The following is a 22,525-nucleotide window of genomic DNA, read 5'->3' on the forward strand; positions in this document are numbered from 1 at the left end:
CCTGCGCCCGGCGAAATTCCAGCCTTCTCAGGCCGCTTCTTCGACCTCGTCCGATTCCGCGTCGGATTTCGCGTCTTCAGCGCGCTCCTTGCTGACATCGCCGATCTTGAACCGTTCGGCCTCTTCTTCCATCCATTCGCGGATTTCGTCTTCGGGAATGTCCAGCGTGTAGAGCATGTCTGCGACCATTTCGATGCCTTTCGGCTGGCCGGCGGTGAGGTGGGCGCGCACACCCAGATCGAGATAGCGTTCAAGGTCCAGCCGGCTCTCGACAGCAACAAAACGGATGAGTTCCGGGAATCGGCGGGTGATGGTTGGCGTGACTTCGCGTGAGACTTCGTAGCGGGCAAAGCCGAGCACAACGGCGCGGGCATTGCTGCCGCCAACCGCCTCGACGAGTTTCATGTTCGAGGCATCGCCGAAGGAGACATGATAGCCATCAGCAACGGCCGCCAGGAAACGCTGCGGCTCGGCCTCTGTGGCGATATACGGTATATCGTGGTCGATCAGGGCGTCGATGGCGAGGCGCCCGGCGGCTGACATGCCGATCACGATGACCGGCCGCTCTCCGCCGCCGCTGGAGGCCCTGGCGAGTTCCGTTGTGGTCCTGCTTTGCCGCGCAAAATGGCGGGACAAGCGTGCGCCGAGATCGGCCCAGCCGGGGGCGAGGGCGAGCGAAAGAGCCACGGCGGCCACGATGCTGCTCATCAGCCCGGACGAGATGCCCGAGACAATGGCGCTGAGCGAGAGGACAACAAGCGTGAATTCCGAGCCCTGCGCGAGCAGGAAGGCGAGTTGGGTGGCTCCCGGCACGCTCCAGTGGTTGAGGCGGGCAGCGGCATAGCCGAGCCCGGTCTTGACGATGAGGATGGCGGCGGCCCCGGTCAGCACGAGCGGCAGGTTCGACATCAGGGCGGGCAGGTTGATCGACAGGCCGACACTGATGAAGAAGAAGGAGAGGAGCAGGCCACGGAAGGGGCCCATTTCGGTCTGCACCTGATGGCGGAATGGGGTGCCCGAAACGGCCAGGCCCGCGAGGAAGGCGCCAAGTGTGAGCGACAGGCCAATGACGGCCGTGGCGCAAGCAGCCGCCAGAACCAGCAACAGCGTAAAGGCGGTGAAGGCTTCGGCATTGCGCGTGGCGGCCAGCGTGCGGAAGACCGGATTGATCAGGTACTTGCCGGTAAGCAGCGCGGCCCCGAAGGCGATGATCGTCTGAACCAGCGACAGGCCGAGGGCGACGAAGAGGGGTACGCTGGCGCCGTCGAGAAGGAAGTCCGAGACAAGACCGGCCAGCCCCTGCGCGCCGACATCGGAATCGCCGAGCGAACTGGCAAAGATCATCAGGAAGATGGCCACAATGTCCTGGAAGATCAGGATATGCGTCGCCGAGCGGCCAATCGGACAGGAATTCTGCTCGCGCTCAGTCAGGATGCGGGCGACGACGGCCGTGGACGAGAGGCCGAGGCTGAGGCCGATGGCGATGGCAATCGGCCAGTCGACCCCGATCATGGCAAGGGCAACGGCGCTGACGAGACCGTTGAAGAAGAGATGCATCGGCGCCAGGCGCAGCAGGTCCTTTCGGCTCTCGTTCAACTCGCGCAGGGACACATGCATGCCAATATCGAACAGCAGGAACACCACGCCAAGTTCAGCCAGCAGGTGAGTCGCGCTGCTCTCCTCGATCAGGCCGAGCATGCTGGGCCCGATCAGGATGCCGGCAATCAGGTATCCCACAATCGGGCTGAGGCGCATGGCTTTTGATGCCAGGGCCGCTGCTGCGCCGAAGCCCAGGAGCGTGATTGCGGGAACCAGGGCTTCAACGGGAGTCAACTCTGCGGCCATGCGTGTGTAGATACTCCTGAAGGTGCTGTCGTGTCTGGCGCTTAATCTAGGGTGATTGCGGCGAAATTACAAAGGCCGCCAGGTCCGTTTCGGACTGGCGGCCTTCACCGTGCTGCGTGTGGGGGAGGGCAATCAGGTCCACACGCAGTTTTGGATGAGCGATCTGTGGCCTAGAGGCTCTTGGCAAATGTCAGGACAACCCGCTCGTCGGCAATGCTGGTGTCATCGACATCGGTCCCCCAGTAGCGAAGGTCGACATCAATGCCGATTGGCAGGCTGTAGGTGCCACCAAGCGACCAGTTGGTGTAGTCGCCGCCACCCTCGAAGCTGTAGTTACCCACGCTCACGTCAGCCGAGAAGGCATCCGTGAAACCGTAGCCTGCCGTGGCGTTGAGATAGAGGTTCTCGTTGTCGAAATCATAGTAGGCTTCCGCACCGACGGCGACGCCGCTTGCGAATTCATACCCGAGGGCACCTTTGACTTCGACGAAGTCGAGATCGGATTCGTCCGCATCAGGATAGGCGTAATAGATCACGCCGACATCCCAGCTGACACCGTTTTCGAGCGCGCCGGCAAGGCCGCCGTAGAAATCCACCTCGATATTGGTATCGGACGCGTCGCCGAAATCGACATTGGATGCCCAGGTGCCAGCGTAGAACATGCCGTTGGCATAATCGAACCCACCCTGGATGGCCGGATCTTCATCCGATTGTGAAATGCCGCGCCAGACATAGTCAGACGTGATGGCAACGTTGCCGGACCATTCACCTTCAGCAACAGCTGTGCCAGCCGTAGCCAGTAGAGCAACAAGGGCGACCCCCGCCCGTGATACCTTGGTTTTCATCGTGTAGTACCCCGTTTTCAAACCACTCCCTGTTTGGAGCGCAAAACCGAGGATTGCCCGTGCGGCGTGGGCATTCGACGTAAATTATCCTGTGGCGTATTTCCGCCGGCGGATCGCCGGTATTTTAGGCACGCTTGTATTGGGAATGCCTGTAGATTGTGCGTCCTGCGATTAATTACCTTGCGACGAGCGGGGCGTATCCAAGGTGCATGCCCGCATCGACGAGAAGCGTTTCGCCGGTTACGTGGCGCGAGGCATCCGAGAGGAAGAAAAGGGCTGTATCTGCAATGTCATCAGGACCGCTGGCCACGTTCAGCGGTACCGATGCGGCGACGCCTGCCTCCATTTTACGGTACTGCTCCTCATCCATCGTATCCTTGAACCAGCGGGTGCCAATGAATCCCGGGCATACTGCATTGACGCGAATCGCCGGTGCCAGCGCGCGGGCCAGCGACAGGGTCATTGTGTTGAGGGCGCCCTTCGTCGCGGCATAGGCGACGGAGGAGCCGATGCCCGTCACGCCGGCAATGGATGACACGTTGAGCACGGCCGCTGCGCGACCCGTCTGGGCGTGGCTGGCAACCAGCAGCTCACGGCAGGCCTGCATCATCATGAACGGCCCCACAACATTCACGGCATAGGTATCGAGGAAATCGTCCTTGCTGAGGGCGTCAAGGTTCGCGTGATCGCGCGCATGGCGGGTGATGCCGGCATTGTTCACGAGAATGTCCAGCCGGCCGCTTGCCCCGGCGGCCCTGGCCAGAATGCGGCAACCCGCCTCGGTGGAGACATCCGCCTGCACGAGACGCGCCTGGCTGCCCAGCGCCTGGCAATCGGAAACGGTTGCCTCAGCGTCCGATACTGAACGGCTGCAATTGATGATCACTTCTGCGCCCCGCTCGGCCAGCTTCAGCGCGATCGATCGCCCAAGCCCGGTGGCTGACCCGGTAACCATTGCCGTGCGCCCGGAAAGATCGCGAAGTTCTGCCATGTTCGTTCCACCCTGAGAGTTTGATCTGATGGAAAGCTGAAGAGGGGTGACGCAGCGTAAAGTCAATATTTCCCTCCGATTGATTTCAAAATGAAAAAATCAACAAAGCGGAAACTGTTGTGTTTTATGCAGGTTCAGCTGCTGGGAGGCATCTGGGATGGATCAAGGGTTTGAAGGGCTCGTCGCGCAGATCTCGAATGTCGTGAAGGTGTCGGAATACGACGCTCACCTTTTTGCAACCGAATTGTATGGTCACGGAATCGAATCCCTCACCGATGCCGATGGCCTGTTCAACATTAACTTTCAGCTCGCAGGGTCCAGCCCTGTATGGGACCGCCTCTTCATTGCCGCGATAAAGGATAGCCTGCTGGTCCAGAGCGATCCACGCAACTGGGTTTCGGAAGAGGAAGCTGACTGGCTGATCGACAAGATCAGCCGCGGGCCGACGGGGCCGATTGCATCGGAAGTGGACCTTCTGCTTCAGGTCATCCGGTACGCCGAAGGTGTACCGGAGCGGCTTGGCATTTTCGCGCTTGAGGCAGCGTGCGCGCGCATCACCTTTCTGGGCAAGGCCGTTGCTGAAGATGTCGAGCGCGTCCGGCGCGCCCTGATCGTTCCAGCGGGTGAGCGATCGAACTGGATCACGGCGCATGAAGCCGACCTGCTGGTGCAGACAAATGACCTTGTTGCGCACGCTCTCAATGATCCGTCCTGGAACGACCTGTTTGCCCGCGCGATCGCCAACCGCCTCATGGCGCGGGCCCATCCTGATCCGGCCAGCCAGCCGGAACTGTTGTCGCGCGAGCACTGGATCGGCGACATGCGCCCCGAGCCGGGCACGTTCCTGGAGGACGTCCGGTCCGCCTTCACCGAAGATGGCTGGTTCCATCAGATCAGCCGCGATGAGGCCAAGGCGCAGGCGGCCCGCCAGGTCGCACGGGATTCAGCTCTGCGCGAGGCCGATGTCAGCGTGGACGATGAAGCCGCATGGTTCCTTGCGCGAGTGGGTGCGGACAGGTCCGTCAGCCTGGCAGAGCGTGCCCTGATCGACTTTCTCAAGGTCGAAGCGCCGGGCTTTGCCCAGGGGCTGGCGATTGCGGCCTGACGATCAGGTCCGGCTGGCCTGGGCATAGCGTGCGCCGCCGACAGCGAGACCGACAAGTACCAGTCCGCCAATCAGGAGGCTCGTGGCATTGGCGCCCAGCAGCTCGAAATACTGCGTGTAGCCATGGATGGCGAGGAACACGATTGACGTTACCGACACGAACCCGCCCCGACGCGCTCTGACGATCGTCGTGATGAGGAACGCGGCCCAGCCGAGCGTAAAGACGAGCTCAGGAATTTCCGTTGCCGCCTCGCGCCAGTCGCTGCGCTCTCTCCAGTCGCGCGGGGCCAGCCAGTGCTCGCCGATCCGGTCGCCCCATAGCGAGCCGACCCAGAAGGCGAAGTTGATCATGAAGAAGGCCGTGCGTGCGGCAATTGTCGCAACGGCGCTGCAGGCATCGGCAATTTTCCGCCTCAGCGCGAAGATGCCTGCCGCAACGGCGCCGAATACAAGGATGGTGAGGGTCGGCTCTTCCACGAAGATGCCATAGCTCGCATGCCAATAGCCTGTGCCGGAGCCCAGTGTCGCGCCGAGTGCCAGCACGGCCGGTGCAGCGAGGAATGACGAGCGGAACCAGACTGCTGCAGCGGCCAGCACGGCGGCGATACCCAGCGCAGGATAGGCCGAATCAGTCACATCCCTGAATTCCCAGCCGATCCACCCGGCCAGGCCCAGCGCGCCCATCATGGCAAGTCCGGCGCCGAGCACTTTAAGGGAGTCATCACTGTCCACCCGGCGCAAGACTTCGGCGCCCCCAAGAGCCAGAATGGCGAGAACCAGACCTGTAGCGGCATTCGGCACCAGGGCGATGGTTCCGGCGGCAACAGAAATTGCGCCGAAAATCAGCAGCAGATTGACCATGAGTCCGCTGCGCGTGTCCGGCAGGGCAAGATTTTTCAGGCGCACGGCCTCGTCAGGAGAAATTTCCCCTTTCCGGGTCAGGGCATCCAGATCAAGTCGAATGATGGACATGTCGGCACTCCATATTGTATGTGAGCGCTTATTAACATAGTTCCTGTTCCTGTGCAAGCTGGCTTAACCCGCCGGGAATGTAGACAAGTCGGAATGTCCGGCTTAACTGCGGGACATTATTATCAAGAGACACAGGCCAGGGGTGAGATGTTCAAGAAGATTCTGATAGCCAACCGGGGCGAAATCGCCGTGCGAGTCATCAAGACGTGTCGCCGTCTCGGCGTGAAGACCGTCGTTGTGTATTCAGACGCCGATGCCGGCTCCATGGCTGTCGAGATGGCCGATGAAACCGTCTATATTGGCGGTTCGCCGGCGTCTGAATCGTATCTTGTTGCTGACAAGATCATTGATGCGGTGAAACAGACCGGTGCGGAGGCCATTCATCCGGGCTTCGGTTTCCTGTCCGAGAACCCCGCCTTCGCCAAGCGGCTCGAGAAGGAAGGCATCGGCTGGATCGGACCGAACGCGCACGCGATTGAGGCCATGGGCGACAAGATCAGTTCCAAGAAGCTGGCTGCTGAAGCAGGTGTGTCGACCGTGCCGGGCCATATGGGCCTGATCGAAGACACCAGGCATGCCGTGAAAATCTCGAAGGAGATCGGCTATCCGGTCATGATCAAGGCGTCGGCTGGTGGCGGCGGCAAGGGCATCCGCGTCGCGGCCAATGACAAGGAAGTCGAAGAGGGCTTCCCGGCCGTTAAGGCCGAAGCGCAATCTTCATTTGGCGATGATCGCATTTTCATCGAGAAATTCATCCTTGATCCGCGTCACATCGAAATCCAGGTACTGGGCGACAAGCATGGTAACTGCATCTACCTGTTCGAACGCGAATGCTCGATCCAGCGCCGCAACCAGAAAGTCATCGAGGAAGCGCCCTCGCCGCTGCTCGATCCTGAAACGCGCAAGAAAATGGGTGAGCAGGCTGTCGCGCTGTCCAGGGCGGTCAACTATGACAGCGCCGGCACTGTCGAGTTTGTCGTATCCGGCAAGGACAAGGGGTTCTACTTCCTTGAAATGAACACCCGTCTGCAGGTGGAGCACCCCGTAACGGAGATGATTTCCGGTGTCGACCTGGTCGAACAGATGCTGCGTTCCGCCTATGGCGAGAAGCTGAAACTCAAACAGTCCGACCTCAAAATCAATGGCTGGGCCGTCGAGACCCGCGTGTATGCGGAAGATCCGTATCGCAACTTCCTGCCGTCCATCGGCCGCCTCAAGCGTTTCCACCCGCCGGCCGAAGGTCCCCTGGGCGAAGGCGTGGTGCGCATGGACAGCGGTGTGCGCGAAGGCGACGAGATTTCCATGTTCTACGACCCGATGATCGCCAAGCTGATCACATGGGGCAAGGATCGCGACACGGCGCTCGACACCCAGGCCGAGGCACTCGACCGTTTCCACATTGAAGGCATCCAGGACAATATCCCGTTCGTGGCTGCCGTGATGGACGAGCCCCGCTTCCGGTCGGGGGACATTACAACTGCCTATATCAAGGACGAATTCCCGGACGGGTTCCTGGGCACCGAGCCGACACAGCTGCAGGAGACCCAACTGATCTGTGCAGCTGCCTATGTGCACGGATTCTATTCGCGCCGCGCGCAGCACGTGTCGGGCCGCATGTCGCCGGTGCCTGAACCACGCCAGAACTGGATCGTGATTCTTGGTGACAGGCATTATCCCGTGCACCTGGAGCTTGGCGAAGATGGCGACGCGCAGATCACAATCGACACTGACAAGCCACACACGCTGGTCACCAACTGGCACCCGGGCCAGCATCTCGTCGAAGGCATGCTGGATGGCAGGCCGTTCGCCGTGAAATTCGCCGACCGGACGGAAGGCTACCTTTTCCGACATCGCGGCGTGGCGCTGCGCGCACTCGTCTGCACACCGACTGTTGCCGAACTGCACTCGCGCCTGCCGGAGAAGGAAAAGCCCGATACGTCGAAACTTGTTATCTCGCCGATGCCGGGTCTTGTCGTGTCGATGGACGTCGCCGTCGGTCAGGAAGTTCAGGCCGGTGAAGCCGTGTGCGTGGTCGAAGCGATGAAGATGCAGAATATCATCCGCGCTGAGGCCACGGGCACGGTCAAATCGATCAATGTCGAAGCAGGTGCCAGCGTCGCGGCCGACGAAATCATGGTCGAATTCGCCTGATCCGGTTTCCCCGGCTGGCAACCGAACCTGCGCGCACCTGACCCGCTGCACGACGGGCCATACAACCTGTCATTGGTCTTTCACTGGATTGATGGCGGAAACTCCGCTACGTATAGGCAAGCTTATGCAGGGAGGACAGCATGAATCTATATCTCAGCCCGAATGGACGGATTGACCAGTCAACCTATTGGCGTGGTGTGATCATCCTGTTCATCATCAGTACGGTTTTGTCGATCATTTCCGCTTATGCGTCACCGTTTCTCGGCATGCTTGGCATCGTGTTCATCTGGCCGTGGATCGTACTGCACGTAAAACGCTTCCATGATGCTGACATGACCGGATGGATCACAATCGGCATGGTGGTCCTGGCGATCATCCTGTCCATGGTGCTCGGTCTGATCCTGCCTGGCCTGTTCGGTGTTGATACAATGGCTATGTCGGAACAGATGACGCGGGACATGGAAGACATGGCAGCCAGCAATGATCCGGGCGCAATGATTGCCGCCACGATGGAGGCGACCAAGAAGATGGCGCAGGCCCAGCTCCTGCCGAACATTCTTTCGACAGCAATCGTGACCGGCGTGGTCGGATTCGTCATGAGCCTGTTCAAGTCGACACCAGGCACCAACAAGTTCGGACCGCCTCCTGGCGGCCCTTCGGAAGAAACATTCGCTTGAACGCAGGCGAACCATTATAAATTCAGGAAGAGCCGGGGCATCCCTCCGGCTCTTTTTTCTTGCATGAATTTATCGTTTATTGATAAGAGGCGCTAAAGTCGTTACGAGCCTTGTGACTGGTGCCGCACCACGGAGACTATCCCTGATGGACGTAAAATATGTCCTGCTTAGTTCAAATGGTCGAATTGGCCCGCGCGATTTCGGTCGCGGGCTGATCCTGCTGACGGGCGCCATGATGATCGTCCAGATCGCCGCAGGCCTGGTGTCACCTGCTTTCGGCATGCTGCAATACCCGCTCGTGTTCTCGTATGTCTGTGTGTTCGGCAAGCGCCTGCACGATGGCGGGCGTTCGGCGTGGATCTATCTGGCCTTTCTCGCCGGCTATTTTGTCATCGCGACACTGGCCAGCGCGGTCCTTCTCCCAGTGCTGTCGCCACAGGCTTTCGCCATGCAGGGCGAATTCCAGAAGCTCGCCCAGGCAGGTGACTTTGCTGCCGCCATCGAGGAAATGGCCAAGCACGCCCAGGAACTGGCCCGCGCGTCCATCCTGACCACGATCGCCTCCTTCCTGGTCGCCAGCGGCATACTCGGCCTGATCGGTGCCCGTCTGCGATCCGACCCGTCAACCAACCGCTTTGGCCCTCCCGGCGGTTCAACCCAATCCGATACGTTTTCCTGACTTGCTCCAAGGATATTTCCAATGTCTGACTCGCCAAATGTGATCGATCCGAGCCGTCCGTGGATTCTCGACAAGCGGGATAATCCCGCAACGATGGACTGGATCCAGACCCTGTTCAATCCGATGGGTCAGAGCAGCAAACTGCATTTCAGCCGCGCCTGGACCTTCATGTTCATGGGCCGCGTCCTGCTCTATATCGTGCCGACATGCGTGGTCGCCATTATCGGCATTGCCGGGGTCAAGACCGGTGCGTTCAACAGTCCGGTCAATCTCGGCCCCTTGCCGGTGCCGGCCATGCTTGTTCCATTTGTTCTGTTCGTGTTCCTGACGGAATACACCTCCTTCGCTGCGCACATGCGGCGGCTCGCTGAAGCGGGGCGTTCCACGCTGCTTGCCGGCATCGTCCTGCTGCCGCTGATCCTCGGAATGGTCGGCTTCGCCCTTGGCGTGACGGGCGGCATCGCCCAGCATGCGCAGATCGAGGCCAAGGCGGCGCTGGAGCGAGAGATTGCTGCCGATCCGGTGAAGGCGGCGGCTGCCAGGGCGGAAGCCGAGGCCAAGGCGAAGGAAAATCCGGATGCAAGGCCGCAGGACCCGCGTCGCGGGCCGCCCGGCAAGCCGCAGACTGCGCGGGAAATGGCCATTGGCGGCGGTGTTGGCCTGGCGGTGCCGATCTGGATGCTGACATCCTTCATCGTGATGCTTTGGACCTTGCTATATGTCGCCCGCATGCCAAACGGCGGCGTAGGCGAGTTCAGCACGGGCAGTCATATTCCGGAGAATGAAGCGCGGCGGAGGCCCTACGAAGCGACCTGAAGCGGGCAAGGCACGGCCACGAGCCGACTGGCGAAGATCGTTTCGAACGCGTCGCGCAACGCAATGTCGACATCGCTCATCCCGGCAGGAATGCCAAGATCGACAAGACTGGTCACACCATAGCGCGGATCGGCAATGCCGCAGGGGGTGATGCCGGAGAAATGCTCCAGGTCCGGCTCCACGTTCAGTGAAATGCCGTGAAAGCTCACCCAGCGCTTCAGGCGCACGCCAATGGCGGCAATCTTGTCTTCGCGCAGGTCGCTCCCGCCCTGGGAGCGGTCTACCCAGACGCCAACGCGGCCCTCGCGCGGCCCGGCTTCGACATTGAAGGCGCTGAGGGCGGCAATGATCCACGCTTCGAGGTTCTGCACGAAAGCTCGCACGTCCCGGCCACGTGCGCCGACATCAAGCATCACATAGGCGACCCGCTGACCGGGGCCGTGATAGGTGTACTGGCCGCCGCGCCCGGCGTCGAAAACGGGAAATCGGGCGGAATCCTTCAGGTCTTCCGGTTTGGCCGATGTGCCCGATGTGTAGAGCGGCGGATGCTCCAGGAACCAGACCATCTCTGACGCCGCGCCTTCGCGAATCGCCCGTGCGCGCGCCTCCATGAAGCCTGTGGCGGCCTCATAAGGGACAGGGGCATCAGACACAGCCCATTCGACGGAAGGAAAATTCTGCATGACTGTTCGCATATAGGCGACAATCGGGGCTTCACAAAGGTTTGCGCGCGCCTTATACGGCCCGTCTGCCTGTTACAGACCAGTGTGCGGTCATGGCGGAATTGGTAGACGCGCAGCGTTGAGGTCGCTGTGGGGCAACCCGTGGAGGTTCGAGTCCTCTTGACCGCACCAGTCTGGCAGTTCATCCGGAAAAATAATTATTAAAAATCAATGCCTTGCAGGCATGCTGAGCGGCTGTTTTCGCAATGCGTCTGAATTTGTGCTACAAATTGCGCACATTTTGTGCTACAAAAATGCATGAAGAGATCGCGTTCCGCTGAGCGATACCTGCGCCGGAGGGGGGAGCACTGGCACTATTATCGCCGGGTCCCGAAGAAATATGAGCGCTATGATGATCGCGGGACGATCAGGCTTGCGCTCGGCACGACGTCGCAGGAAACAGCCCGGATCCGCCGCGATGAGCTCGTCGCCGCTGACGACGCCTACTGGGGCGCCATGGCGCTTGCCGGGGCGGGCGGTGAAGGAAGCCGCACGCTCGCATTCCAGCGCTATGAGGCGGCACGCACGGCTGCGCTGGCGTCAGGTTTCCGCTACAGGCCCCTGGAGCAGCTGATCGGCGAGCAGGATATCGAAGATGTTGTCAGGCGGCTCCTGGCGGTCGAGGCGCAGGGGCGTTCGCAGGGCGAATTGCACCTGGGCAGGATCGAGGCCCTGCTCGGAGGGGTGGAAGAGCCAGAGGTCACGGTGAGCGAGGCGCTTGACCTTTATCTCAGAGAGATTGCGATCGACGACCAGTATGGAAAATCGGATGCGCAGGCCTATCAGTGGCGCAAGGTCAAACGCCTGTCGATCAGCTATTTTATCGAACAGGTGGGCGACCTCAGACTGTCGGAGATCACGCGCGAGCACGCCCTGAAATACCATCGCTACTGGTCAGGGCGCGTCACCGGCGCGGATGGGGATGGCAAGACCGTCAAGCCGAATACTGCCAACAGGCATCTCGGCAATATCCGGCTGCTCTACAGCGCCTATTACAAGCATGTCGGTGAAGAAAACCGGCAGAACCCGTTCCGAAACCTGTTCTTCAAGGCGAAATCACGCACTGAGGTGCCGGCCTTTCCTGATGACTGGGTCCGCGGCCGGATCCTGGCGCCTGGCGCCCTGATCGGTATCAGGGCTGAGTTGCAGCTCATAACCTACCTGCTGATCGAAACCGGCTGCCGTCCGAGCGAGATCATCAATCTGCAGCCTGGCGACATCCGGCTGGACGCCGAGATCCCCTGCATCTCCATCCGGCCGCGCGAAGCCCGCGAGATCAAGACTGAAGCCTCCATAAGGGATATTCCGCTCGTCGGCGTGGCACTGGAGGCAGCGCGAAGGTCTCCGACCGGATTTCCGCACTATCATGAACGCGGTGAACTCTTCTCCGCCAATATGATGAAGGCGTTCCGGGCGCGGGGCCTTTTTCCGACCCCGGAACATGTGATCTATTCCTTCCGTCACGCGTTTGAGCAGCGCATGCAGGAAGCCAATATCGACTATGGCCTGCGATGTCTCCTGATGGGACATCGCAACACACGGCCGAGCTATGGCGACGGAGGCTCGATGGCTTACCGGCGAGATGAACTCCTGAAGATTGCCCATCCGTTTTTACCGGAAGTGTTCAGTCGGATCGACGAAGCCTTCCCCGATCGTGCGCCATCAGTGGGCGGGCGGGCGGGCTGAAAACGATGAGAGCGCGAAGATCAGGCAGGGCCTGGGGCACCGGCCAAATCTGATCAACTCCGCTGTTCATAAGACATCGCAATTTGGGGGGAATGGCCCATTTCTGCCGCTCAGAACCCGCCGCGGCAATGTCCGCCTGATACCGTCAGGAGACATTGGCAGGAGACAAATCCAACGTCAGCAACTCGCCAGCGACGCAACAGGTGCGCAGGCGGAGGCCCAATGGTGCCTGCTAAAGATGTCTAAGACTCCGCGCACGTTTTGAATGTGGCGCAGATCGGCTGTTTCAAACTGAGAAAGCGATCGGCGGGCAGGCGCCAAGGACTTCCTTTCAGGAAGTCTTACCCATCTGGCTGGAACTCGCCAATGTAGGATATTGGATGTGCACGGATCGAATTTTTTACTTTGCGTCCAAAGCGGTTGTCATGATCAAACCGAAAACAGAAGCTTGGTTTTGAGGTGTCAGACATTAAGTGTTTGACCGGATCTCCCGATATCCGCGATCAATCGCCCCGCGGGCGCTGCCTGTTGTCATCTTTTGCCATATCGCTGAGCACGACAGTCGCAATCGTCTTTTCAATACGGAGAATAATCGGTTCAGGCGCATCAATAATCCCGATATCCGTATTGGTCTGGAATGCGATGGCCGTATCGTATTCCGGATAATACTGGAGGCTCGACACGTAGCCCGGGATCCATCCACGATGTCCATAGACCGGCCCCCAGGGACTATCCAGTCGTATCGAAATGCCGAGACCGTAAAGTGAGTTTGCATCACCGTCCGAAGCAGCGACGCCACCAAGGGCTTGCTGATAGGTGCTTTCAGTCAGCAGACGACCCGACAGAAAATACCGACCCCAAAGCGCGAGGTCATGGGAGGTCGAATAGAGCCCGCCGCCCGTCCATTCGATTGCTGGATTCCAGACCATGGCTCCGCTGTCATCCGTGGTCTTGACAGGAAGTCCCAGGCCGAGTCCCCCCGACGCATAACCGCTCGCAAGCTGTGGCAGACGTTTCTGGTTCGAAGGTCCGGTCGAGGTCAGTCCGAGCGGGTTCAGGAACCGCTCACGGATCTCATCCTCATAGGATCGCCCTGCAACTTTCTCAACAATGAGTCCGAGCATCAGGTATCCGGTGTCGGAATACGACCATGCTTCTCCGGCAGGGAACAGGGGCTCCCTATCGAGCACGAGTGCAATCAAATCCTCGGGCGCCAGGTCTTCTCCTCCGCCAAGCCAGAGATCGGAAAACGCTTGCATGTGAACATGGTCCTGGAGGCCTGACCTGTGTTGAAGGAGGTGACGAATGGTGATGCCACTCGCATTCGGAAGACGGTCGAACCAGTGTTTGTCTCCCAGCCAATCGGAGATGGGATCATCAAGTTTCAGTTTCCCTTCATCGGACATTTGCAGCACTGTCGCTGCAACGAAGGTCTTGCCGATACTTGCCGCCAGCATGGTTGTTTCAGACGTCATGGCGCGGCCGTTGTCGGGGTCGGCGTCGCCAGCAGCGACGGACATGACACCATCCGGTCCGGCTATGGCCACCGTCATGCCGGGCAGGTCATAGTCCTTGATCAGATTCCGCGTCGCAGAAATTAACCTTGTTTCAAAAGCATCGGATCCGGAAGGTGAGCTGGCGCAGGCGACCATAGCAATAGCGAAACCGACCAACACGAGCGGTGTTCGGCTTTGTCCGGATAATGAGCTCATCAAAATTACTCTCAGGCCTCGTCGCTGCGTGGAATGACATCCGTTACGGCATTGGTTCTCGAAAACAGCGTTCGCCGGTTGAGACATACGACGAGCACCGCAGCCGCAACATAGACATACATGTCGAAGGGCTGTGCATCGGGCCAGAGCGGATTGTTCATCTGGAAGTGAAACAGCATCGCGAGCAGAATGCTACCGCGCGCATTATTGAAGAATGCGGTGAGGATTACGCTGCACGCGACCGACCCCGCAAAGAATGGCATGAAACCCCAAGCTGCCTGCGGCGTTCCGCTCAGGAGAAAGGCGGGCAAGTGCCAGACCGCCCAGATTACGCCAAGAATGAGTCCCGCCCAGAAGGGCACAAATCGGCGCTGCAGGATCGGCAGGGCAAAGCCGCGCCAGCCGATCTCTTCCATCGGTCCCAGAATCATCATGAATCCGATCGACGGCAGCAGGACGCCAAGTGACTCGGTGAACAAGGGCGCAGACATGGCATTGCCCTTCAGCGCAGCGCCCGCGAAGGAAATTGCCGGAAAGCACAAGACAAGGAAGGCATACCACCAGAAAGAGGCTCGCCACAGGAGCAGACGCGACAGGAACCGGCCGCTCCCCGCCAAGCCGGCATGCATGACCACAAGCATCAGCGCTGAAATCGCGGGGGCATAGACCGCCAGGATGAACAGCGGGTGGCTGCCGCTCAGTTCACCAAATGTCGAAACCACCCAGTCTGTCGCAAAAATGAACAGCGCGAAAATCGACCAGGCAAGGCCAAACACCAACATGAGAAACAGCATTAGCTGCGCTGTCCCAATCCGGTCTTCGGTCCTCTCGGCTGCCATAGTCTCCCCCGGATACCCATGATCAATCTTGCAGCAGGAAATACGTCGGTCTGTGTCCGTCGTCATTCAGGGTATTCCCTGATGTGTTGTAGGATTTGATCCGTGATAAATTGGTTTCGAGCAATCTACGCAAATGCAGCTCCGAATTAAGTGTTATCACCCGTGAAAATGATCTGGCTTGTGTATCTCATTGGTTTCCTGGCCCTTCTTGTCGCCGCCTTGGCAGGCTGGAGGGCAGTTGATGGGCGCGCGGACCAGTCTGCCTGGAAGTATCTGGCCGGGATGGGGTCCGGGAATGGGCGAACGTTCGACCCTGCAATGGTCGCTGACCTTCCCGAGCCGGCCCGGCGCTATTTCAGATTCACGATTCAGCCGGGTACGCCCCTCCATACGGTCGTCGAAATCGACATGATGGGAGAGCTCGGTCTCGGCACGATGGCAGCACCGAATTACCAATCCATGCAGGCCAGGCAGATTCTGGCGCCGCCCCAAGGTCTCGTCTGGAAAGTGAAAACTGGCGCTATCAGCGGCTCGGATGGCGCACTGCCCGAAAGTTCCTGGACGCGTTTCTGGCTGTTTGGTCTGTTTCCCGTGGTACGGGCAAGCGGCCTCGACCATCGTCGGTCTGCATTTGGCCGCGTCGCGGCTGAAGCCGCATTCTGGGCGCCGGCAAGTCTTCTGCCCGGCGACCATGTGCGCTGGGAACCGCTAGATGAGAACGTTGCAAGAGCTTTCGTCCAATATGGTGCCTTCGAGCAGGCTGTAGACATCACTGTGGATGATCGCGGCGCACCGAGTCGGGTCGTCATTCAACGATGGAGCAATGCAAACTCTGAAAAACAGTTCCGCGAGCAGCCCTTTGGCGGGGACCTCTCAGATTTCAGGGAGTTTGAGGGCTACCGTCTTCCCACTCGCGTCGAGGGCGGAAATCATATCGGCACGCCAGACTATTTTCCTTTCTTCAAGGCTGTTGTGACGGGTATCCGTTTCCTGGGAAACGGGTCATGAGCCTACTCGACATCTCAGCAATCGGACTCCAGATCGGTCTTCCGCTGATATTGCTCACCTGGCTCGCATTGACGCCCTTGAGCAGCAGACTTGGCTTCCTCGCTCACGCCTTGTTCACGGGACTTGTCCTGCTATCGCTTCTGACCGTCTCCCTCTGGATGATTCCACCATGGTGGACCCCTTATCTCTATCTGGCGTTATGGCTTGGCATCATGATCTGGCGCGCTCCGGGTGGATTTCGGCGCGGTCCATTGCTCCCTGGCAGTGTGTCAAACTGGATGGTCGTCGCACTATTTTCCGGGCTTGGCATATTGGCTGCGCGGCCAATCATCCAGGGTATGCAAGGACGAGCACTCCCGTCGGAGCGCACACCGATCGACATTGCGTTTCCGATGGGTCCTGGCATCTATCTTGCGGCCAATGGTGGCGCGACGAGCGCCGTAAACGGGCATTTCCTGACGCTTCATCCCAAAACGGAACGTCAGGCTGCCTACAGGGGGCAGTCCTATGCTGTCGATCTTATCAAAATTGATGAGTGGGGGCTAAGGGCGCCTGGCTGGCGCCCAACCGATCCCGCTGCCTATCGTATTTTTGGTGAGCCGGTTTACGCCCCATGTCGAGGCATTGTGATCGCGTCGGATGACGGTATGCCGGACATGGTTGTTCCGACCACGGATACATCAAGGCTTGAGGGCAACCATGTGCTGATTCAGTGCGACGATTATGCGGTCTTGCTCGCCCATTTTAGGCAGGCAAGCGTATCCGTGTCCCCGGGCGATCAGGTTACCGTCGGACAGCATGTCGGCGATGCTGGTAATTCCGGTCAATCCACCGAGCCCCATCTCCATGTCCATGTTCAGCGCCTGCCTGGCTCGGGGCCGCTACTGTCCGGCGAGCCGCTCTTTCTGACCTTCGATGGCAAGTTCCCCGTAAGAAATGATAGATTGGTGATAGAAACCGCACCGACAGCCACGACGCCTTGAGGCTCCGAAATGCGTAGGTTCCTGCTATACGCGCTTTGCGCTCTGACTATGATAGTTGGCTGGACCGGATTTACTGTTCTGCAAACGCTCAATGGATGGAACCGCACTCCAATAGCGCCGGAAAGCGATCCTTCTGCATTTATGCAGGCCGCGCGTGACAATCTGACAGAAACAACGGTCGCCAATGCATTCATTGTTTTGATTGAGGACGGCGCTGTATCCAAAAATCTTACTTATTCGATTGGCGCACCCATATCGGAGAAGTCCGTGTTTCAGATTGCCTCGCTCAGTAAATGGGTCACCGCAGCAGGCGTGATGGCGCTTGCCTCGGACGGATTGATCGACCTGGACGCACCCGTCTCAACCTATCTCAAGAGTTGGTCGTTGCCGCCAAGCCGATATGACGAGAAAGACGTCACAATCCGCCGGCTTCTCAGCCACAAAGCCGGTCTCACTGACGGTCTTGGCTATATGGGCTTTTCCGACGCTGATCACCGCCAGAGCCCTGCAGAATCGCTGACCCGCGCGACAGATGCAATGCCGGGCGCGTCCGGCAGGGTCGAGCTCGGCATGCCGCCCGGTGAGCGTTTCCTCTATTCTGGCGGTGGCTACACGCTTCTGCAGTTGATGATCGAAGACGTCTCGAGGCTCGCCTTTGATCAATACATGCGCGAGCAGGTTCTGTTACCATTGGGTATGACCGACAGTGAATTTGAGCCGGATGATGAACTCTTGCGCCGCCTTGTCACGTCATACGATGAGAGAGGGCAGCCGGCGCCAACCCATCACTTTACGGCACTCGCCGCCGCTTCCCTTTATACAACGCCGCGAGACATGACGATCTTAGTGCTCGCGCATTTGAACCGAAGCGGGCTGAGGTCAGGAGATGAAATCCTGCTTTGGCCTGACGACCTTTCTGAAATGCGTTCACCACATGCGAATGTCTTGGGTCGTGAGGTCTACGGACTCGGAACCCTCCTGAGTGCAAAAACCGAAAGCGGCGATTTCATATTTGGTCATGATGGGCGTAACAATCCGGCCATAAGCACAGCGGTTCGCATCAATCCGGACACGTCCGACGCTATCATTATCCTGTCGACCGGAGATCCCGTATTTGCCGCCGAACTGGCATCTGAATGGACATTTTGGCAGGTGGGGCGCCCTGACGTTTCCGAACTGAACTCACGGCTTAGACCGTCGACCTTGCGGGCGGCTAAGCAGGCAATCTTCGCATGTCTGCTTTTCACCCTAATCTGGTTTACGGGTCGGATTTGGCACCACCATTCTGCGAGGTCGGAGAAAAACTAGATCGCTGCACACATGGCCCATTTTGTTCGTTGGAAGGATAGACATTCTGACATTATCGATGACCGTTTTTTCAATCCGGTCGTTCGATAACAACAATGCGGAGGGCAACTAAGAGCCAAAAACCGCTTGAAGACGCCGAATTTCTAATGTCTGGTTTTGCGCCCTTTGCCGCCGCTCGCAGGCGGGAAGCCATCCGGCAAAAATTCGCCAGAAGTTGTCCATGGACAACATTGGCCGAGCGTTTCGGTGGGGCCAAATCTGGCCGAATGCCACACCATGCGTATCGAACACGAAAACGTCCGGACGTCTTAAGCCGCCGGACGCTTCAATTGTTTCGGCTTCTAGGCAACCAAGCTGACCGCGGCGGTCAAATAGAGCCCTGAGGTCAGAACGCTGCCGACGGTGCGCACATGGTTGAGACGTGTCCAGTCCCGGCTGTAGGTCTGCCAGTAGATGGCGGCTTCTGCCGAGCGATGGTCAAGGCTTTCCAGCCGTTTGTTCATGGGCACATTGCCGAACACGGTCATCAGGAACACGGATGGGACATAGAACAGGGGCGCGGCGATGAGAGCCAGTTTGGCCGCCCCGTCCAGAGCACCAGCGGCGTAGATGCCGATCGCGATCGACATTGGCGTGATGACCAGAATGCCGGCCACGAATTGCGAGCGCAGAACCGTGCGGTTGATGTGTTGCATGGCTTCAATGCCGCCGGCTGGTGCGGCGCGCAGCAGACCGCGCATGATAAATTCGGAAAAGGCCGAGAACACACCGCCGACAACGGCGCTCCAGATGGCAAGGAAGAGCGAGAGGTAGAGGGGCGCGTCATGGGTCATGTCGAGTGATCCTTGAGAGAATATTTGTGCGTATGTGAGGGCGCTCAGATGTCCGAGCCCCGACACGACGGGCGGTCCAGTTCAAGCTGCCTTGGGTTGCTGGGCCCCGGCTTGAGGCGCGTTCGGTCTTGAGAGGCGAAGCGCCATCAGGAGCGCGGCCAGGACGAGTTCGATCAGAGTCGCGATGAGCAGTGAGCCGGTTGGAAGGCCGTCGATCACCATGCCCGCAATCCTCGCGACGCCGTAGCTGCCATAAACGACCGCGCCGACCGCAAGGCCCAGATCCGCAAATCGACTTCGAACGCTCCCCACCAGCATGCACGTTCCGGCAAGGATCAGGAGGACGCTCGGTGCCTTGAGCTCTGACAGAAGGCCTGGATCGGGGTCAATCTCCACATCGCTCATCGCAAGGAACGCTGCCGTTTTCGTCAGCATGGCGGCGCCGATGACGCCGAGAAGCGCCCCTGATCCGGCAAGCAAGGTTCGTGTGATGACCTGCTTCATGCTGCGCGCTCCCAGACTCCGGTGCGGGCCACGTCGCGGGCATAGGCAGCGAAGTCCTTGGGTGGACGGCCGAGGGCCCTGGCTACGCCATCGGTCAGGCTGGCATTTCGTCCATCAAGGACGGTGGCAAAGAGATAGTCGAGCATCCAGGCCACCTCCGTTGGTGCGCCAGACGCCTCGATTTCGGCCATGAAGCCGTCATGGGGCACATTCACATAGGTAATCTTGCGGCCCGTGGCGTCGGACAGGTCTGCGGCCACATCAGCTAGTGTCATCAGCCTTGGACCGGTGACCTCATAGACTTTTCCTGCGTGGTGTTCCTGGGTCAACGCTGCAGCGACGACATCAGCGATATCATCTGCATCGACGAAAGGCTCCGGCGTATCGCCAGCCGGCAGCGTGATCGCACCGTTCAACACCATGTCGATGAAGGCGCCTTCTGAGAAGTTCTGGTTGAACCAGCTCGCGCGCACAATCGTCCAGTCGATGCCGGAGGTCTGGACAATGCGTTCGCAAGCCTGGGCTTCTTCCTCGCCACGGCCCGAAAGGAGCACGAGCCGCCTCACGCCAGCCTTCCTCGCCTTGTTGACAAAAGCCTGAATGGCATCGGTTGCCCCTGGGAAGGCAAGGTCAGGCGCGTAGGTAATATAGACGGCTGTTACCCCTTTCATGGCTGTGTCCCAGCTCGCCTCATTGTCCCAGTCAAAGCTGGGGACTGCCGAACGGGACCCGATACGGACGGTCTCGCCCACCGCCTTCAGGCGGTCCGCCACACGGCGGCCTGTCTTGCCGGTGCCGCCGAGCACCAGGGTAAGCGGTTTGGGTTTATGCAGGAAGTTCATCAACTTGCTCCTTTCGGGTTGTTGCAAGTCAATGGATAGAGAAGCGGCGTGGTTCGCTCTTGCCGTTATGCGCCAGGGTTTTGGCCGATCGCGCCAAAACCTTGTCAGGCAGGGTCGCCGCCCAGCCTGTAGGATCGCGGCGTTTGACCCGCCCAGCGCTTGAATGCCCTGGTGAAGCCGCTTTGCTCTGCGAAACCTGTCAGAAACGCCACTTCTGCGAGGCTGTAGTCGGTGTCCTTGAGTAACTGCTCGGCAAGCTCACGGCGCGCCAGGTCCACCAGGCTCTGGAATGAGGCGCCCTTGTCAGAGAGGCGCCGCTGCAGGGTTCGCCCGCTCATGCCGAGTTGGCTGGCGATGTCGGTGACGGTTGGCACGCCTTCACTGAGGGTTTGGGACACCGCAATCCTGAATCGTTGCTCCAATCCCGTGTCGTCTGCCAGAGCGGCCAGCTCTGTCGCAAGGTGTCGGTCGAAAAACCGGGCGATGGTCTCGTCGCCCAACTTGTTGGGCACTGACAGCATGTCGTCGGTCACCAGAATAGCATCGCGCTGTGCCTCGAAGTGAACAGGGCAACCGAAGTGCGCCTCGTACACAGAGACGTCGCCCCGTGATGGGTGCTTGAAGAAGATGCCCTTCGGCAGGAATGGTGCGATGTTCACTTCCTGACTGATCGCGACAACCGCAGACATGCTGGCTTCATTGGAGAGCAACATGCCAAGACTTCCATTGCCGGCCTTGTCCAGACTGAAGAAGACGCCATCGTCGGATTGCTCCAAGGCGTAGGTTTCAGCGCTGCCAAGGACATGGCCGTAGCGCTCCGATCGCACGTAGGAGCCGCGCAAATCGGGCGCCGATTTCCAGGCCAGTCCAAATGCGCCGTACTCGTCAATGCGCATGGCCGCGCCGATTTTGAGCGGAAGTCTTAGACCGTCCGGATCTCTTGCGGACAGCTCTGCGAAGAACCGATAGTAATCCGTAGACGACACCATCTGGGACGGATCAACGGGGCCATCGGGGTTGAGACCCAGACCTTCGACAAGATCTCGCGTCTCGAGACCGTCGCTGGCCTGCTCCACGACCTTGTATACGTACAGTGATGTAATCTCCGCCATCCGGTGAGGATATCGCATCGATGCCGGAACATGAAGGCTGAGTTTCGATCATCGCTGGTAGACCCGAAGCCAGACGCGCGATTTCGTAGTGGTCTGCGTCCGCAAAGGGCCAACAATGCTCTTTCGAGAAGACCTGGCCCATCTGGCTGGAAGTCGCCGAAAGCGGCCATAGCGGTAGAAGTCGGGGTAGGCAGGCTGAGGTTCTTCGCCTATCTTTCTGGCACGCAAGAACCGACCTCGCGCAACGGACATTCTGAAAATGATTCAACCCATGGATATCCGGATACGGCCAGAAGAGCCAATAGATCAGCGAGCAATCTACAATGTAACCAAGCAAGCCTTTGCAACAATGCCATTTGCCGCCGGCGATGAGCAACGCTTGATCAATGTTCTGCGTGACGAAGGCGCGCTAAGTCTGTCACTCGTCGCAGAGCAGAGAGGAAAAGTCGTCGGCCACCTGGCGCTGTCGCCGGTCACTCACGAAAGCGGAGAAGCGGGCTGGTATGGGCTCGGTCCTATAAGCGTTGACCCGGCGCTACAGAAAAAAGGCATCGGAGGACAGCTGATCGCCGAAGCCAAAGCCTGGATGACGGCCAGAAAAGCCCGGGGCTGTATTCTTGTTGGCGACCCCAACTACTATACCCGACATGGCTTCCTCCCCGCCCCTGCGCAGACGCCCGAAAAAGAACCACCTGAATATTTCATGGTTCTGCAGCTCGCTGGTACCGCCCCCGTAGGCCGGTTTAGCTTTCATCCCGCCTTTCACGACTGAGCCCGGTTGTAGGCCAAGCTCACCGTCGCAGTTGGGCCAACAATGCTCATTTAGGAAGACTTTGCCATCAGGCTGGAACTCGCCAGATGCCGTCATCCGGTTCACTGTGACCAGTGTCTTACT

Annotated in this window: 21 protein-coding genes and 1 tRNA gene; 11 read left to right on the forward strand and 11 right to left on the reverse strand. The window is 59.2% G+C overall.

What is annotated here, in order from left to right; translation table 11 throughout:
• Positions 1-27 precede the first annotated feature (27 nt).
• The 3 genes from ACQ66M_RS12065 to ACQ66M_RS12075 all read right to left on the reverse strand — a co-directional run bounded on the left by ACQ66M_RS12065 (position 28) and on the right by ACQ66M_RS12075 (position 3,681).
• Positions 28-1,845: a cation:proton antiporter gene (locus ACQ66M_RS12065; RefSeq protein WP_430404024.1), complete on the reverse strand. Its 1,818-nt coding sequence runs from the start codon at positions 1,843-1,845 to the stop codon at positions 28-30.
• 170 nt (positions 1,846-2,015) lie between these two features.
• Complete coding sequence (locus ACQ66M_RS12070) at positions 2,016-2,690, reverse strand: TorF family putative porin (RefSeq protein WP_350170664.1); 675 nt, start codon at positions 2,688-2,690, stop codon at positions 2,016-2,018.
• A gap of 175 nt (positions 2,691-2,865) precedes the next feature.
• Positions 2,866-3,681 carry an SDR family NAD(P)-dependent oxidoreductase gene (locus ACQ66M_RS12075; protein WP_430404026.1) on the reverse strand — a complete coding sequence of 272 codons (816 nt, stop codon included), beginning with the start codon at positions 3,679-3,681 and terminating at the stop codon, positions 2,866-2,868.
• A gap of 157 nt (positions 3,682-3,838) precedes the next feature.
• Here ACQ66M_RS12075 and ACQ66M_RS12080 point away from each other — a divergent pair, with 157 nt between their 5' ends.
• On the forward strand, positions 3,839-4,786 hold the full coding sequence (locus tag ACQ66M_RS12080) for a hypothetical protein (RefSeq protein ID WP_430404028.1): 948 nt from the start codon (positions 3,839-3,841) through the stop codon (positions 4,784-4,786).
• 3 nt (positions 4,787-4,789) lie between these two features.
• On the opposite strand, the gene ACQ66M_RS12085 is transcribed toward ACQ66M_RS12080, so the two are convergent.
• Positions 4,790-5,758: a hypothetical protein gene (locus ACQ66M_RS12085; protein WP_430404030.1), complete on the reverse strand. Its 969-nt coding sequence runs from the start codon at positions 5,756-5,758 to the stop codon at positions 4,790-4,792.
• Between the two features lie 147 nt (positions 5,759-5,905).
• Between ACQ66M_RS12085 and ACQ66M_RS12090 the strand changes: the two genes are divergently transcribed.
• The 4 genes from ACQ66M_RS12090 (at position 5,906) to ACQ66M_RS12105 (ending at position 10,081) form a co-directional block, all read left to right on the forward strand.
• A complete protein-coding gene (locus ACQ66M_RS12090; protein ID WP_350170668.1) occupies positions 5,906-7,909 on the forward strand; it encodes an acetyl/propionyl/methylcrotonyl-CoA carboxylase subunit alpha in 2,004 nt (667 codons plus the stop codon).
• Positions 7,910-8,049: 140 nt separating this feature from the next.
• Positions 8,050-8,586, forward strand: coding sequence for a DUF805 domain-containing protein (locus ACQ66M_RS12095; RefSeq protein ID WP_350170669.1), 537 nt, complete (start codon positions 8,050-8,052; stop codon positions 8,584-8,586).
• A 145-nt stretch (positions 8,587-8,731) separates the two neighbouring features.
• Positions 8,732-9,265: a DUF805 domain-containing protein gene (locus ACQ66M_RS12100; RefSeq protein ID WP_350170670.1), complete on the forward strand. Its 534-nt coding sequence runs from the start codon at positions 8,732-8,734 to the stop codon at positions 9,263-9,265.
• A gap of 21 nt (positions 9,266-9,286) precedes the next feature.
• Complete coding sequence (locus ACQ66M_RS12105) at positions 9,287-10,081, forward strand: hypothetical protein (protein WP_350170671.1); 795 nt, start codon at positions 9,287-9,289, stop codon at positions 10,079-10,081.
• Here ACQ66M_RS12105 and lipB read toward each other — a convergent pair.
• Positions 10,066-10,764, reverse strand: coding sequence for a lipoyl(octanoyl) transferase LipB (lipB, locus tag ACQ66M_RS12110; RefSeq protein WP_430404032.1), 699 nt, complete (start codon positions 10,762-10,764; stop codon positions 10,066-10,068). The genes ACQ66M_RS12105 and lipB overlap by 16 nt on opposite strands.
• A gap of 86 nt (positions 10,765-10,850) precedes the next feature.
• Here lipB and ACQ66M_RS12115 point away from each other — a divergent pair.
• A tRNA-Leu gene (locus tag ACQ66M_RS12115) sits at positions 10,851-10,935 on the forward strand.
• Positions 10,936-11,061: 126 nt separating this feature from the next.
• A complete protein-coding gene (locus tag ACQ66M_RS12120) occupies positions 11,062-12,489 on the forward strand; it encodes a DUF6538 domain-containing protein (protein WP_430404034.1) in 1,428 nt (475 codons plus the stop codon).
• A 503-nt stretch (positions 12,490-12,992) separates the two neighbouring features.
• Here ACQ66M_RS12120 and ACQ66M_RS12125 read toward each other — a convergent pair.
• Both ACQ66M_RS12125 and ACQ66M_RS12130 read right to left on the reverse strand, forming a co-directional pair.
• The gene (locus ACQ66M_RS12125; RefSeq protein WP_430404036.1) at positions 12,993-14,288 is read right to left on the reverse strand and encodes a serine hydrolase domain-containing protein; all 1,296 of its coding nucleotides are present in this window, start codon (positions 14,286-14,288) and stop codon (positions 12,993-12,995) included.
• The gene (locus ACQ66M_RS12130) at positions 14,213-15,106 is read right to left on the reverse strand and encodes a CPBP family intramembrane glutamic endopeptidase (RefSeq protein ID WP_430404038.1); all 894 of its coding nucleotides are present in this window, start codon (positions 15,104-15,106) and stop codon (positions 14,213-14,215) included. Before ACQ66M_RS12130 ends, ACQ66M_RS12125 begins: the two co-directional genes overlap by 76 nt.
• A 102-nt stretch (positions 15,107-15,208) precedes the next feature.
• On the opposite strand from ACQ66M_RS12130, the gene ACQ66M_RS12135 reads away from it, so the two are divergent.
• From ACQ66M_RS12135 to ACQ66M_RS12145, 3 genes are read left to right on the forward strand one after another with little or no spacing between them, the layout of a single operon-like run.
• Positions 15,209-16,048 (forward strand): DUF6544 family protein, encoded by an 840-nt coding sequence (locus ACQ66M_RS12135; protein ID WP_430404040.1) that lies wholly within the window; start codon positions 15,209-15,211, stop codon positions 16,046-16,048.
• Positions 16,045-17,031: a M23 family metallopeptidase gene (locus ACQ66M_RS12140; protein WP_430404042.1), complete on the forward strand. Its 987-nt coding sequence runs from the start codon at positions 16,045-16,047 to the stop codon at positions 17,029-17,031. Before ACQ66M_RS12135 ends, ACQ66M_RS12140 begins: the two co-directional genes overlap by 4 nt.
• Positions 17,032-17,079: 48 nt before the next feature.
• Complete coding sequence (locus tag ACQ66M_RS12145) at positions 17,080-18,339, forward strand: serine hydrolase domain-containing protein (RefSeq protein WP_430404044.1); 1,260 nt, start codon at positions 17,080-17,082, stop codon at positions 18,337-18,339.
• 341 nt (positions 18,340-18,680) lie between these two features.
• Here the strand turns inward: ACQ66M_RS12145 and ACQ66M_RS12150 are convergent, their stop codons facing one another.
• From ACQ66M_RS12150 to ACQ66M_RS12165, 4 genes are all read right to left on the reverse strand, one after another.
• Positions 18,681-19,172 carry a DUF1772 domain-containing protein gene (locus ACQ66M_RS12150; protein WP_430404046.1) on the reverse strand — a complete coding sequence of 164 codons (492 nt, stop codon included), beginning with the start codon at positions 19,170-19,172 and terminating at the stop codon, positions 18,681-18,683.
• An 81-nt stretch (positions 19,173-19,253) separates the two neighbouring features.
• Positions 19,254-19,676, reverse strand: coding sequence for a DUF4345 domain-containing protein (locus tag ACQ66M_RS12155; protein WP_430404048.1), 423 nt, complete (start codon positions 19,674-19,676; stop codon positions 19,254-19,256).
• Entirely contained in the window at positions 19,673-20,518 is an 846-nt protein-coding gene (locus tag ACQ66M_RS12160; RefSeq protein ID WP_430404050.1) for an NAD(P)H-binding protein, read from the reverse strand. The genes ACQ66M_RS12155 and ACQ66M_RS12160 overlap by 4 nt, the downstream gene beginning before the upstream one ends.
• A gap of 104 nt (positions 20,519-20,622) precedes the next feature.
• Positions 20,623-21,630 (reverse strand): AraC family transcriptional regulator ligand-binding domain-containing protein, encoded by a 1,008-nt coding sequence (locus ACQ66M_RS12165; RefSeq protein WP_430404052.1) that lies wholly within the window; start codon positions 21,628-21,630, stop codon positions 20,623-20,625.
• 259 nt (positions 21,631-21,889) lie between these two features.
• Here ACQ66M_RS12165 and ACQ66M_RS12170 point away from each other — a divergent pair, with 259 nt between their 5' ends.
• Entirely contained in the window at positions 21,890-22,402 is a 513-nt protein-coding gene (locus ACQ66M_RS12170; protein ID WP_430404054.1) for a GNAT family N-acetyltransferase, read from the forward strand.
• Positions 22,403-22,525 lie beyond the last annotated feature (123 nt).

This window comes from Hyphomonas sp. (genome assembly GCF_965284475.1).
In the GTDB taxonomy this organism is placed as follows: domain Bacteria; phylum Pseudomonadota; class Alphaproteobacteria; order Caulobacterales; family Hyphomonadaceae; genus Hyphomonas.

Excerpts from the sequence above, each read along its gene's own strand:
- ACQ66M_RS12065 (WP_430404024.1), bottom strand. The coding sequence starts at position 1,845 with ATGGCCGCAGAGTTGACTCCCGTTGAAGCCCTGGTTCCCGCAATCACG.
- ACQ66M_RS12130 (WP_430404038.1), bottom strand. The coding sequence starts at position 15,106 with ATGACGACGGACACAGACCGACGTATTTCCTGCTGCAAGATTGATCAT.
- ACQ66M_RS12095 (WP_350170669.1), top strand. The coding sequence starts at position 8,050 with ATGAATCTATATCTCAGCCCGAATGGACGGATTGACCAGTCAACCTAT.
- ACQ66M_RS12100 (WP_350170670.1), top strand. The coding sequence starts at position 8,732 with ATGGACGTAAAATATGTCCTGCTTAGTTCAAATGGTCGAATTGGCCCG.
- ACQ66M_RS12135 (WP_430404040.1), top strand. The coding sequence starts at position 15,209 with ATGATCTGGCTTGTGTATCTCATTGGTTTCCTGGCCCTTCTTGTCGCC.
- ACQ66M_RS12075 (WP_430404026.1), bottom strand. The coding sequence starts at position 3,681 with ATGGCAGAACTTCGCGATCTTTCCGGGCGCACGGCAATGGTTACCGGG.
- ACQ66M_RS12155 (WP_430404048.1), bottom strand. The coding sequence starts at position 19,676 with ATGAAGCAGGTCATCACACGAACCTTGCTTGCCGGATCAGGGGCGCTT.
- ACQ66M_RS12090 (WP_350170668.1), top strand. The coding sequence starts at position 5,906 with ATGTTCAAGAAGATTCTGATAGCCAACCGGGGCGAAATCGCCGTGCGA.
- ACQ66M_RS12120 (WP_430404034.1), top strand. The coding sequence starts at position 11,062 with ATGAAGAGATCGCGTTCCGCTGAGCGATACCTGCGCCGGAGGGGGGAG.
- ACQ66M_RS12085 (WP_430404030.1), bottom strand. The coding sequence starts at position 5,758 with ATGTCCATCATTCGACTTGATCTGGATGCCCTGACCCGGAAAGGGGAA.
- ACQ66M_RS12105 (WP_350170671.1), top strand. The coding sequence starts at position 9,287 with ATGTCTGACTCGCCAAATGTGATCGATCCGAGCCGTCCGTGGATTCTC.
- ACQ66M_RS12145 (WP_430404044.1), top strand. The coding sequence starts at position 17,080 with ATGATAGTTGGCTGGACCGGATTTACTGTTCTGCAAACGCTCAATGGA.
- ACQ66M_RS12125 (WP_430404036.1), bottom strand. The coding sequence starts at position 14,288 with ATGTCTCAACCGGCGAACGCTGTTTTCGAGAACCAATGCCGTAACGGA.
- ACQ66M_RS12160 (WP_430404050.1), bottom strand. The coding sequence starts at position 20,518 with ATGAACTTCCTGCATAAACCCAAACCGCTTACCCTGGTGCTCGGCGGC.
- ACQ66M_RS12165 (WP_430404052.1), bottom strand. The coding sequence starts at position 21,630 with ATGGCGGAGATTACATCACTGTACGTATACAAGGTCGTGGAGCAGGCC.
- ACQ66M_RS12140 (WP_430404042.1), top strand. The coding sequence starts at position 16,045 with ATGAGCCTACTCGACATCTCAGCAATCGGACTCCAGATCGGTCTTCCG.
- ACQ66M_RS12150 (WP_430404046.1), bottom strand. The coding sequence starts at position 19,172 with ATGACCCATGACGCGCCCCTCTACCTCTCGCTCTTCCTTGCCATCTGG.
- ACQ66M_RS12170 (WP_430404054.1), top strand. The coding sequence starts at position 21,890 with ATGATTCAACCCATGGATATCCGGATACGGCCAGAAGAGCCAATAGAT.
- ACQ66M_RS12070 (WP_350170664.1), bottom strand. The coding sequence starts at position 2,690 with ATGAAAACCAAGGTATCACGGGCGGGGGTCGCCCTTGTTGCTCTACTG.
- lipB (WP_430404032.1), bottom strand. The coding sequence starts at position 10,764 with ATGCAGAATTTTCCTTCCGTCGAATGGGCTGTGTCTGATGCCCCTGTC.
- ACQ66M_RS12080 (WP_430404028.1), top strand. The coding sequence starts at position 3,839 with ATGGATCAAGGGTTTGAAGGGCTCGTCGCGCAGATCTCGAATGTCGTG.